11 protein-coding genes are annotated in these 11912 nt (G+C 69.1%); 10 read left to right on the forward strand and 1 reads right to left on the reverse strand.

Annotation, left to right across the window (positions count from 1 at the left end):
• The first annotated feature begins 23 nt into the window (after positions 1-23).
• The 4 genes from pcaDC to ABIC47_RS12260 are packed head-to-tail and all read left to right on the forward strand — an operon-like array spanning position 24 to position 3809.
• A complete protein-coding gene (pcaDC, locus tag ABIC47_RS12245; RefSeq protein WP_354480724.1) occupies positions 24-1175 on the forward strand; it encodes a bifunctional 3-oxoadipate enol-lactonase/4-carboxymuconolactone decarboxylase PcaDC in 1152 nt (383 codons plus the stop codon).
• Positions 1168-1950, forward strand: a complete 783-nt coding sequence (locus ABIC47_RS12250) for a CoA transferase subunit A (RefSeq protein ID WP_354480726.1) — start codon at positions 1168-1170, stop codon at positions 1948-1950. Before pcaDC ends, ABIC47_RS12250 begins: the two co-directional genes overlap by 8 nt.
• 1 nt (position 1951) lies before the next feature.
• Positions 1952-2602 carry a CoA transferase subunit B gene (locus ABIC47_RS12255; protein ID WP_354480728.1) on the forward strand — a complete coding sequence of 217 codons (651 nt, stop codon included), beginning with the start codon at positions 1952-1954 and terminating at the stop codon, positions 2600-2602.
• Complete coding sequence (locus tag ABIC47_RS12260; protein WP_354480730.1) at positions 2595-3809, forward strand: acetyl-CoA C-acetyltransferase; 1215 nt, start codon at positions 2595-2597, stop codon at positions 3807-3809. Before ABIC47_RS12255 ends, ABIC47_RS12260 begins: the two co-directional genes overlap by 8 nt.
• 7 nt (positions 3810-3816) lie before the next feature.
• On the opposite strand, the gene ABIC47_RS12265 is transcribed toward ABIC47_RS12260, so the two are convergent.
• Complete coding sequence (locus ABIC47_RS12265) at positions 3817-5262, reverse strand: MFS transporter (RefSeq protein WP_354480732.1); 1446 nt, start codon at positions 5260-5262, stop codon at positions 3817-3819.
• A gap of 172 nt (positions 5263-5434) precedes the next feature.
• On the opposite strand from ABIC47_RS12265, the gene ABIC47_RS12270 reads away from it, so the two are divergent.
• From ABIC47_RS12270 to ABIC47_RS12295, 6 genes are all read left to right on the forward strand, one after another.
• Complete coding sequence (locus ABIC47_RS12270; RefSeq protein WP_354480733.1) at positions 5435-6304, forward strand: ThuA domain-containing protein; 870 nt, start codon at positions 5435-5437, stop codon at positions 6302-6304.
• Positions 6305-6394: 90 nt separating this feature from the next.
• Positions 6395-7420: a LacI family DNA-binding transcriptional regulator gene (locus ABIC47_RS12275; RefSeq protein WP_018189518.1), complete on the forward strand. Its 1026-nt coding sequence runs from the start codon at positions 6395-6397 to the stop codon at positions 7418-7420.
• Positions 7421-7580: 160 nt separating this feature from the next.
• Positions 7581-8909: an ABC transporter substrate-binding protein gene (locus ABIC47_RS12280; protein ID WP_020075833.1), complete on the forward strand. Its 1329-nt coding sequence runs from the start codon at positions 7581-7583 to the stop codon at positions 8907-8909.
• A gap of 60 nt (positions 8910-8969) precedes the next feature.
• The gene (locus tag ABIC47_RS12285; RefSeq protein WP_354480735.1) at positions 8970-9881 is read left to right on the forward strand and encodes a carbohydrate ABC transporter permease; all 912 of its coding nucleotides are present in this window, start codon (positions 8970-8972) and stop codon (positions 9879-9881) included.
• A complete protein-coding gene (locus ABIC47_RS12290; RefSeq protein ID WP_354480737.1) occupies positions 9878-10774 on the forward strand; it encodes a carbohydrate ABC transporter permease in 897 nt (298 codons plus the stop codon). The genes ABIC47_RS12285 and ABIC47_RS12290 overlap by 4 nt, the downstream gene beginning before the upstream one ends.
• 39 nt (positions 10775-10813) lie before the next feature.
• Positions 10814-11908 carry a glycoside hydrolase family 130 protein gene (locus tag ABIC47_RS12295; RefSeq protein WP_354480739.1) on the forward strand — a complete coding sequence of 365 codons (1095 nt, stop codon included), beginning with the start codon at positions 10814-10816 and terminating at the stop codon, positions 11906-11908.
• The last annotated feature ends 4 nt before the right edge of the window (positions 11909-11912 follow it).

Here is an 11912-nt window from a genome sequence, read left to right on the forward strand (position 1 = left end):
CTCCGATCCGGTTGCGAGGGTCCATGGCGCCGGCCGCACCGACAGCGGTCGAGGCGCCGCTCCTCGTCCTCTTGCCGTCACTGGGGACGACAACAGAGCTGTGGGACGGGGTGGTCGAACGGCTGGCCGCTCGGGACGACCGGCCGCGCATCCTGCGCATCGATCTTCCCGGTCACGGAGCGTCACCGGCGGCGCGGTCCCGCTTCACGGTCGCGGACCTCGCTCGCGGAGTCCTCGACGTGGTCGACGAGGTCGGCGGCGGTGCGTTCCACATCGCCGGCGACTCCCTGGGCGGTGCCATCGCCCTCGAGCTGGCCATCGCGGCGTCCGAGCGCGTGCGCTCTCTGACGATGTTCTGCTCCGGAGCGGCGATCGGTACCCCGGAGGGCTGGGCGGACCGCGCCGCGCAGGTCCGCGCCGCAGGGACCGCGTCGGTCGTGGCCGGAAGCGCCGAGCGCTGGTTCGCGCCGGGATACCTCGACCGCCACCCGGACGGACCGGGCGGTCGCGCTCTGCGCACCCTTGTCGATGTCGACGACGAGTCGTACGCCCTGTGCTGTGAGGCGCTCGCCGCCTTCGACCGGCGCGCGGACCTCGGTGCGGTCGCCGCGCCCGCCGTCGTCGTGGCCGGCGCCCACGACGCCGTCACCACCCCCACGCTCATGCGCGAGCTCGCCTACGGGATCCCGGGCGCACGGTTCGTCGAACTTCCCGACGCGGCCCATCTCATCCCGCTGGAGGACCCGGACGCATCCGCCGACCTGCTGGTGGCCGCCGTCGTTCTGTCGGATGCGGGCGACAGGGGGATGCGCGTGCGCCGCGCCGTGCTCGGGGACGCGCACGTCGACCGCGCGAACGCGAACATCACCCCGGAGACGGCCGCCTTCCAGGACTTCATCACGCGGTACGCCTGGGGCGAGGTCTGGGCGCGCCCGCAGCTGACGCGTCAGCAGCGCTCGATCGCGACCCTCGCGAGCCTGGTCACGGGCGGGCACGAGAACGAGTTCCGCATGCACGTGCACGCGGCGTTGCGCAACGGACTGACCCGGGCGGAGATCGCGGAGGTCGTCCATCACACCGCGCTCTACGCCGGTCTCCCGGCGGCGAACAGCGCGATGGCCGTCCTGCGCGAGGTGCTCGACGAATCCGACCAGACAGAGGAGTCTCATGGATAAGACGTATGCGTCGGCTGCCGAGGCGGTCGCCGACATCGCGGACCGCGCATCGCTCGCGGTCGGCGGCTTCGGCCTGTCGGGCGTGCCGATCGTGACGATCCGGGCGCTGCTCGAACGCGGCGTGAGCGGTCTCGAGGTGGTCAGCAACAACTGCGGCGTGGATGGCTGGGGCCTGGGTGAACTGCTCGCCGCCGGACGCATCCGCCGCGTCATCGCGAGCTACATCGGCGAGAACAAGGAGTTCGCTCGCCAGTACCTCGGTGGCGAGGTGGAGGTGGAGCTCACGCCGCAGGGAACACTCGCCGAGCGTTTGAGGGCGGGCGGCGTCGGCATCCCCGCGTTCTTCACGGCCACCGGCGCGGGCACGGCCGTGTCGGACGGTGGAATGCCCATCCGGTACGCTCCGGACCGCTCCGTCGCGGAGGAGAGCGCGCCCAAGGAACTGCGACCGTTCGACGTCTTCGGATCGGTGCGCGAATACGTGCTGGAGACCGCCATCCGCACCGATTTCGGGCTCGTGCGCGCCGCGGTCGGCGACCGCCATGGCAACCTCCGCTTCGAGAAGTCGACCCGCAATTTCAACCCGCTGGCCGGGATGGCCGGTCGGGTGACCATCGCCGAGGTGGACGAACTGGTCGAGCCGGGAGTGCTCGGCCCGGATGACATCCACCTTCCGGGCATCTACGTGGACCGCGTCATCGCCCTCACCCCGGAGCAGTCCGCGGACCTTCCGATCGAGAAGGTCACTGTCCGCCCACGATCCGAAGGAGCCTGACATGGCACGCAGCCGCGACGAGATGGCCGCCCGGGCCGCACGGGAGCTGGAGGACGGCACGTACGTCAACCTGGGCATCGGCCTGCCCACGCTCATCCCGAACCACCTGCCGGAAGACGTGCATGTCGTGTTGCATTCCGAGAACGGCATACTCGGCGTCGGGCCCTATCCGTGGGAGGGCGAAGAGGATCCGAAGCTGATCAACGCGGGCAAGGAGACGGTCACGGTCCTGCCGGGCGCCAGCTACTTCGACTCGGCCACCTCGTTCGGGATGATCCGCGGTGGCCGCATCGCCACCGCGGTGCTCGGAGCCATGCAGGTGTCGGCGAGCGGCGACATCGCGAACTGGGCTGTGCCCGGGAAGATGGTCAAGGGGATGGGCGGGGCCATGGACCTCGTGAACGGCGCCGAGCGGGTGATCGTGGTGATGGAGCACGTCGCCAAGGACGGTTCGCCCAAGCTCGTCGAGCAGTGCACCCTCCCGCTCACGGGGCGCGGGTGCGTCGACCGCATCATCACCGACCTTGCGGTCATCGACGTCACCGACGATGGGCTGGTGCTCCGAGAGCTCGCGCCCGGCGTGACCGAGCAGCAGGTGATCGATGCGACCGGTGCCCCGATCGTCGTCGCGCTGGAGGCGGTCGATGCCTGAGCTGCGTGAGGCCGTGATCTGCTCGCCGCTCCGCACCCCGGTGGGGAGGTTGGGCGGAGCGCTCGCCGGTGTTGCCGCCGTCGACCTCGCCGAGACCGTGCTGCGCGCGCTTCTCGAGCGCACCGGCATCGATCCGTCCGCGGTCGAGGGGGTCATCGGCGCGCAGGGGTACCCGACGATGGAGGCGCCCGCGTTCGGACGGGTCGCCGCCCTCGATGCCGGCTTCCCGGTGACGACGACGGGCTACCAGCTGGACCGCCGCTGCGGCTCGGGCCTCCAGGCCGTGATCAACGCGGCGATGGAGATCCAGACCGGCGCCAGCGAGGTGCTCATCGCCCTCGGCGCCGAGTCCATGTCGAACGCGCCGCTGTACACCGAGCAGGGGCGCCGCGGCGTTCCGGCGGGCGGCCTCCTGCTGCACGACGCGCTGGCGCGGGGACGGGAGACGGTCGGCGGCCGGAACTTCCCGACCCCGGAGGGCAACGTCGGGTCGGCGGAGGAGCTCCGGCGTGAGTACGGCATCCCGAGGGAGGCGCAGGACGCGTTCTCTCTGCGATCGCACCAGCGTGCCGTCGCCGCCCAAAAGTCCGGCGCCTTCGACGCCGAACTCGTGCCCGTGACGGTCCGCGGCAGGCGCGGAGACAGCGTCGTCGACCGGGACGAGCATCCCCGGGCGGACACGACGCTGGAGGCACTGGCCGGACTGCGCCCCATCCTGGGCCGCGACGACCCGGATGCGACCGTGACCGCGGGCAACTCGAGTGGCCAGAACGACGCGGCCGCCGCGGCGATCGTCACCACCCCCGAGCGCGCCGGGGAGTTGGGGCTCGTGCCTCTGCTCCGGCTCCGTTCGTGGGCGGTCGCCGGCAACGACCCCCGCGTGTTCGGGGTCGCGCCCGTTCCCGCGGCGAACCGCGCCCTCCAGCGCGCCGGCCTCACCTGGTCGGACATCGACGTCATCGAGCTCAACGAAGCTTTCGCGGTCCAGGTGTTGGCCTGCCTCGAAGACTGGGGCATCGACGCCGAGGACCCGCGGCTCAATCCGCGCGGCAGCGGTATCTCCCTCGGTCATCCCATCGGGGCCACCGGCCTGCGCATGCTCGCGACGCTCGCGCACGAGCTCTCGGCCCTCGACGGATCGCTGGCCGTCGAGACGATGTGCATCGGCGGCGGCCAGGCCCTCGCCGCCGTCTTCGAGCGTCTCTGAACGGAGCTCAGCCCTCCTGCTGGAGCTTGATCGCAGCCAGCGCCTTGGTGTCCAGCCGCTCACGGATCTCCGCATAGCGCGCCTCGCTGATCCGGTAGAAGAGCAGGGGGACGATGGCGAGCGCGGCGGCGATCGCCGGGCCGATGTTGACGACGAGGTTGATGCCGTGGAGCACCTCGGCGGGCTGCTGGTGCGCCGAGGCGACGTACCCGATCGCGCCGAGGAGCGCGATGCCCACGGCGCCGCCGACCGCGCTCGCGATCTTCGTCGCCAGGCTCGTCAGTGCGTAGGAGGTGCCGTCCGTACGGATGCCCGTCTTGTCCTCCGCGTAGTCGATGGCATCGGAGACCATCGCGAGAACCAGGGGGATGCCGTACGAGCTCAGGCCGTAGAGGGCGGTGAGCCCGATCACCACGCCGATGTCCTCCCAGCCGGTGAGGAACAGCGCGGTCAGGACGACGGCCTGCGCGGCGAACGAGATCATCAGCATGTTCCGCTTGCCGAAGCGGCGGCCGAGCCGCGAGAACACCAGGATGCCGACCACGGTCGAGAGCGGTGCCAGCGCCATGAGCAGCGAGACGAGGGCGTAGTTCCCCACGTTGTTGAGGTAGTAGAACAGCACGACGCTGAGACGGCCGAACAGGGAGGTCAGCGACAGCAGGAGCACGACGAAGAGCAGCATGAGCTGTCCGTTGCCGAGGACGAGCCGGAACGTCGTCGAGAACGGGACATGATCCCTGCGTACCGGCTTCACGACCTCCCTGGACGTCGCGAACACCAGGAAGAACAGCGGGAGCGCGGCGACGGCGAAGACCGCAGCGGCGATGGTGTATCCCTGCGCCGTCGGGTGGCTCCCGTCACCACCGCTGAAGGCGAGGATGATCGGGAGGATCGCGACACCCAGGACCACGCCGCCGATGTTCGTGCCGATCATGCGCCACGAGTTGAGCGAGACACGGTCGGCCGTCCGCTCCGACATCACGGTGCTCAGCGCGCCGTACGGCACATTGACGCTGGAGTAGAGGGCTCCGAGCAGCCCGTACGTGAGGACGGCCCAGATCACCGCGCCGATGCTCTTGCCGTCGAACGGGGCCGTGAAGGTGAGCACGACCATGATCGAGAGAGGCACCATCCCGTAGAGGATCCACGGGCGGAAGCGCCCGAAGCGGCTGCGGGTGCGCTCGGCGAGTGCGCCGATGAACGGGTCGATCACGGCGTCGAAGACGCGGGCGACGAGGATCAGCACAGCCACTGTTCCTGCGGCGATCCCGACCATGTCCGTGTAGAAGACCGCGAGGAAGGAACTCGTGATCGTCCAGATGAATTGGCTGGCGATGTCGCCGAAGCCGTAGATGACGCGGGTGCGCAGGGGAAGCGCCGGGCCGGCGGTGATCGTGCCGGTCGCCGCGGTGACGGCGGCGGGAGCGCTCGACTGGTCGGTCGTGGTTGCCATGGTTCTCCGAACACTTCATCGTGTGCGACATCGAGCGTACCGACTCGACATCGTGCGGTAGGACTGAGCGATAAGTTATGCTGAAATCAGACGTAAGTCAAAATGAAACAGACTTATCTCGCGTTCGTCGCTCCCGCTACGCCCGTCAATGAAGAAAGGCACGGCCCCGAACATGTCTGAAACGCTCGACGCGCTCATCCTCTCGGGTCACATGACCCGGGAGCACGACAACGAGTTCCGCAGCTTCCGGCAGCACAACGTCTGGCTCACCACCCTGCTCGAGGACACCGGGCGCTTCCGGGTCCGGGTCGTCGAGGACCCCCGAGGACTCGGGCCCGAGATCATCGACAAGTACGACGTGGTGATCGTCGTCTTCGAGGGGCGCGACGGCTACCACGAGAAGGCGACCGGTTTCGGCCCGGAGACCGATGCCGCCCTCCTGAAGTTCGTCCACGACGACGGCAAGGGCATCGTGTGGTTCCACGGTTCGGCCGCGCAGGAGGACGACTGGGGCTACCCGGACGAGTACAACGTGATGCGCGGCTCACGGCTGACGGTGGGCGGTGGTCTACGCCCGCGTCCCTGGGGAGAGGCGCAGCTCGACACGACGGAGCCACGGCACGCGATCACCGAGGGCATCAGCGCTCGCTGGACCGTCACGGGCGACGACATCCTCACGGGTGTCGAGATCCTCGACGGCGCGCAGGTCCTGCTGACGACGTTCGACGACCTCGAGTCGTACGAGAAGGCGCCGGTCTGGCCCATGTCGCACTACCCGGTCGCCATCCCTCCGGAGGGCGTCGCCGCGCTTCCCGGCATGAACACCGATCAGCCGATCGCCTGGATCAACGAGTACGGCGCGGGCCGCTCGTTCACGATCACGATCGGCCACGACATCGACACCTTCCGCCGGATCGAGTTCATACGGATGTTCCCCCGTGGTGTCGAGTGGGCCGCGACGGGCGATGTCACGCTGAACGGCCCGGACCGTCGAGGCGAGCGACGCTTCCTCCCCTGGCCGTACTACAACCACGAGGGATGACCGTCGCCTCCGGCGGCTGAGGAGCGCCCGCCGCCCTCTTCGGCATAGGATGTCCGTCGCTCGATGCAGGGCGGAAGGCGAGGCGGGTCGGTGGGCGATGAGCGGGTGACGATCGTCGACGTCGCGAACAAGGCCGGCGTCGCGATCAGCTCCGTCTCGAGCGCGCTCAACGGGCGGCCCGGGGTCTCGGACGTCACGCGCGAGCGCATCATCCGGATCGCGTCGGAACTCGGCTTCGTCCCCTCGCTCCGGGCCAAGAGCCTGTCCGGGCGGCGCGCGTTCACGGTCGGCCTCGTCCTGCACCGGGATCCGGATGTGCTCGAGCTCGACCCGTTCTTCGGCGGGTTCATCGGCGGCATCGAGGATGCGATCGATCCCCGCGGGTACGCGCTCGTCCTCCAGATCAGCGCCGAATCCGACAAGGTGCTCCAGCGGTACGAGAAGCTCGCGGCCGACCGTCGCGTCGACGGCGTGTTCATCAACGACCTGGAGGTCGACGACCCGCGCATCGCGTTGGTCCAGCGGCTCGGGCTGCCCGCCGTCGCCATCAACCCGGGCAGCGGCTTCCCGATCCCCGCGGTGCGCGAGGACCCTGACGCCGGGATCCGGGCCACCCTCCGGCACCTGGTCGACCTCGGGCACCGGCGCATCGCCTACGTCAGCGGCCGCCCCAACATGACGCACTCGGTGGAGCGCGAGAACTCCTGGCGTGCGGGGTTGCGCGAGCTGGGGCTGGAGCCCGGACCGGTGGTCCCCGGCGAGTTCACCTACCTCGGCGGCGCGGCTGCCGCATCCATCCTGCTCGACTCGGCCGACCCGCCGACCGCGGTGATGTGCGCGAACGACCTGTCGGCCATCGGCCTCATCGCCCAGGCGCAGCACCTCGGCGTGGATGTGCCGGGCCAGCTGTCGGTCGCCGGCTTCGACGACATCCGGCTCGGCACCTACGTTCGGCCGTCCCTCACCACGGTGCACACCTCGCCGCGGACGCTGGGGAGGGAGTCGGGCAGGATGCTCGTCGACCTGATCGAGGAGGGCGTCGTCGACGACGTCCGGATCCCCGACGCCGAGATGATCGTCCGCGATTCGACGGGGCCGGCGCGCGCGCAGCGCTGATCGCGGTCGGGCGGCGAGCTCGGTCGGGCTTGCATTTGCATGCCGAGGCGTGCCACCATGTCGTCACCGAAACGTTTCGGTAACCTGCGCTTGCAGAACCGAAACGTTTTTGTACCCGATACACCTGCACACATCCCGAAACTCGACGAGGAGACAACACATGGCAACGAAGAGGTTGCGCGGCGCGACCCTGGGCCGGCGGCTGATCGCCGGCGCGGTCGCCGCAGCCACGATCGGCGCACTCGCCGCCTGCTCCAGCGGCGGCGGATCGACAGATGGAGAGCCGAGCGGGAAGCTGCAGCTTCTCGTCTCGAGCAGCGACGCCACGGACGCCGGCTTCCGGGCGATCAACGAGGCCTTCGAGAAGCAGTACCCGAAGGTGGACGTCGTCTTCTCCACCGTCTCGAACGACAACTACCCCGCGACAAAGTCGTCGCGCCTCACGGCGGGCAACCTCGACCTCTTCGTCGTGAAGGGCCTCATGGAGACGCCGTCGTACGCGAAGGACGCGGCCACCGACGACGCGCGTCTCGCCAAGGCGGGCGGCCTGGTCGACCTCACGGGCGAGTCGTTCCTCAAGCAGTACACGCCGACCCTGCTCGAAACGCAGGCGATCGACGGCAAGCAGTACGCGGTCCCGACCGGCGTCAGCTACTACACGGGCGTCTTCTACAACAAGAAGATCTTCGCCGACAACGGGCTCACGATCCCGACGACCTGGAGCGAGTTCACCGCTGTGGTCGACGCCCTCAAGGCCAAGGGCGTCACGCCGTTCGGCATGGGTGGAAAGGACAGCTGGCCAGCCGGATTGCCGATGCTCGCCTCCGTCACGGCGAACTATCCGACGCTCGCCGACAAGCAGCAGCTGGCCAAGGACCTCTGGACGAACAAGGCCAAGCTCACGGACCCGACCGAGGTCAAGGTGCTGAAGCAGACCGAGTACGTGCTGCAGAACTCGCAGGAGGGAGCTGCGGGAGCCGACTACACGTCCATCCCGTCGGGCTTCGCTGCGGGCGACTTCGCGATGACGGTCGACGGCACCTGGGACCAGCCGACGATCGACGCTGCCGTCGCCAAGAAGTTCGACTACGGGTACTTCCCGTTCCCGGGTTCCGACAACGCGGCGGACAACGCCCTGCTCAACGGCAAGACGGAGCTCCAGCTCGCCGTCCCGACCTCGGCGAAGAACAAGACGGCGGCGCTCGCGTGGCTGAAGTTCTTCTCCGACAAGAAGAACTACGAGCTGTTCCTGCAGAAGTCCGGCTTCTCGTCGGCTCAGCCCGGAATCTCCACCAGCGCGTTCCTCCAGTCGATCGGCGACTACACCAAGTCGTACGAGCCCGCCTGGGACCAGGTCTGGTTCGCCAACAACAAGGCGGGCCAGGACGCGGTCTTCCCGTTCAACTACCCGGCGCTGAGCCCGCTCGGCTCCGCAACGCCCGAGCAGGCCGCCGAGGCCGCGCAGAAGGCGTGGTCGGCCGCCGGCTGACCCTCCGTCGGGAGGGTGGCCGACCACGGGCCGGCCACCCTCCCGGGAGTCGAGAGACACATGACTGAATCGTTCCCCTTCCCCCGCCGCACGCCGGTCCGCGTCACCTTCGGGCTCGGGATGCTGCTATTGGGCATCTTCGGCTTCGTTCCGGCGGTCGGCGTGCTGATCGCCTCGCTCACCGACCTGCGCGGCCTCCCCGGCCTCCCGATCAACTTCGTCGGCCTGCAGAACTACATCGACTTCTTCTCGCCCGCCAAGTGGGCGGACAGCGCGAACGCCCTGCGCAACACGATCATCTTCGCCGTGGTGAGCACGGTGCTGCAGATCGTCGTCGCCCTGGCCGTCGCGGTGCTCCTCAACCGCCGGCTGAAGGGCCGCGACTTCTACCGGGCCGTGGTGTTCATGCCCACGATCCTGGGCGTGACGGTCACTGGGCTGGTCTGGTCGCTGATCTTCAATGTGAGCGGCGGACCGGCCGCATCCCTGCTCGGCCTCTTCGGCGGGCACTCCGCGTTCTTCGGCGACCCGAAGCTGGCGCTTGCCCTGGTGATCCTCGTCCAGGTGTGGATGGTGCTCGGCGTCTCGGTCATCATCTTCCTGTCCGGCCTCCAGGCCGTTCCGGAGGAGCTCAACGAGGCGGCGGAGATCGACGGGGCGAGCGGCTGGCAGCGCTTCCGCAGCATCACCATCCCCCTGCTGGCGCCGTCCATCACCGCGAACGTCCTGCTGGGCATCGTCAACGCGCTCCAGAGTTACCAGCTCATCTACGTGCTCAGCGGTCCGAACAACCGCTCCACCCAGGTGCTCTCCCTGCTCGTCTACGTGCAGGGCTTCGGCGGCGCCTCGGGGACGACGCTGTCGCAGTCGCAGGGCTATGCGGCGGCCGTATCGATGGTCCAATTCTTTCTGGTGGCCATCGTCTCGATCATCGCTCTGCTGATTCTCCGCCGACGGGAGGCGAGACTGTGACGACCACCACCGAACAGGTGACGACGCCGACGACCGAGTCGCTGCCGGAGGCATCCGGCCCACACCGCGTCACGGTGTCGCGCCGTCGCCGGCGCCTGCCGATCGGCGCGTACATCTGCGCGCTCATCCTCATGGTCGTGTTCCTCTTCCCCCTGCTCTACCTGCTCAACACCGCGCTGAAGTCCCAGGCCGAGTTCGTCGCGAACCCGGTCGGGATCGTCTCCAACCCGCAGTGGGGCAACTTCGCGACGGCGTGGGAGAAGGGCGACTTCGGCGCGTACATCCTGAACAGCGTCCTCTACACGGCGGCCGGGTCGGCGATCGGCACCCTCCTCACCCTGGTGCTGGCGTTCCCCGTCGCACGCGGTTACATCCGCGGCGCGAAGTACTGGTCCATCGTCTTCGTGCTGGTGCTGTTCCTTCCGAACGCCTTGATCACCCAGTTCCAGCTGCTGCTGCGGCTCGGGCTCTACGACACGCAGCTCGGCTACATCCTGCTGGTCGGTGTCGGGGTCGGCGTCGGGCCCCTGCTGCTGAGCGGGTTCGTGAAGTCCATCCCGCGCGAACTCGACGAAGCCGCCGCGATGGACGGCGTCGGCTATTGGCGCTACCTCTTCACGTTCATCCTGCCGCTGGCCCGGCCGGCGCTGGTGACCGTGTTCATCCTGCAGGCCGTGTGGATCTGGAACGAGATCATCCTCGCGACCGTCCTGCTCGCCGACCCCACCAAGTTTCCGGTGACCGTCGGGCTCTACGCCTTCAAGGGGACGTACGGCAACCAGTGGCCGCTGCTCGCGGCCGCGACGTTCATCGTCGCCGCCCCGCTGATCGTCGGCTACATCTTCATCCAGCGCTACCTGGTCAACGGCGTCGTCGGCGCCGTCAAGGGCTGACCCCGTCCACGCATCACCCCATCCGCTAGAGAGGTCCTGTTGTCCACCACCATCCCCGCCCGCACCACCGCCGTCGCCATCCCGTACGCGCTGGAGCGCATCGGCATCGTCATGGAGCCCGACCCGGCCGACCCGCGCCAGGTCGAGGGTGTGCTGAACCCCGCGACCGTGCAGGACCCGGACGGCACGGTGCACCTGTTCCCGCGGCTGGTCGCCGAGCAGAACGTGTCGCGGATCGGTCGGGCGCGTGTCGTCGTGACCGACGGTGTGCCGACCGGCGTCGCGGACCTCGAGATCGCCCTCCAGGCGCAGCGGGGATGGGAGCACGGTACGGCCCACGGCGGGGTGGAGGACCCGCGCATCACCCCGCTCAACGACCTCGGCATCCACGTGATGAGCTACGTCGCGTTCGGGCCGCTCGGACCGAAGCCCGCTCTCGCCGTGTCGACCGACGGCCGCGAGTGGAGGCGGCTCGGCCCCATCCAGTTCGCCTACGACGACGCCCTCGACACCGACCTCAACCTCTTTCCGAACAAGGACGTCGTGTTCTTCCCGGAGGTCGTGCCCGACCCGGAGGGCCGCCCGAGCTTCGCCATGCTGCACCGGCCCATGTGGGACTTCGGGTTCGTCCGGCCGGACGAGCGACCGCCGCTTCCCGCGGGCGTGACGGACGACCGCGCGAGCATCTGGATCTCCTACGTGCCGGTGGACGACGCCGTGCAGGACATCACCGCGCTCACCCGCCCCGGAGGCCACCGCTTCGTCGCAGGCCCCGAATACGAGTGGGAGGCCCTGAAGATCGGCGCCGGCCCCGCGCCTCTCCGCGTGCCGGAGGGCTGGCTGCTTCTCCACCACGGCGTCACCGGCAGCCTGCCGGGCGGATCGTTCGTGCCCCAGGCGTTCACCGTCCGCTACGTGGTCGGCGCCATGCTCCTCGACGCCGACGACCCCTCGCGCGTGCTCGCCCGCACGAGCGAGCCCCTGATGGCCCCGGAGACCGCGGACGAGACCGCGGGAACCGTGGCGAACGTGCTCTTCCCCACGGCGATCGAGAAGATCGACGGAGAGCATGTCGTCTTCTACGGCGCAGCCGACACGCGGATCTGCGTCGCCCGGCTCGTCCGCATCCCCTGACCCA

The organism is Leifsonia sp. 563 (assembly GCF_040545055.1).
In the GTDB taxonomy this organism is placed as follows: Bacteria; Actinomycetota; Actinomycetes; order Actinomycetales; family Microbacteriaceae; genus Leifsonia.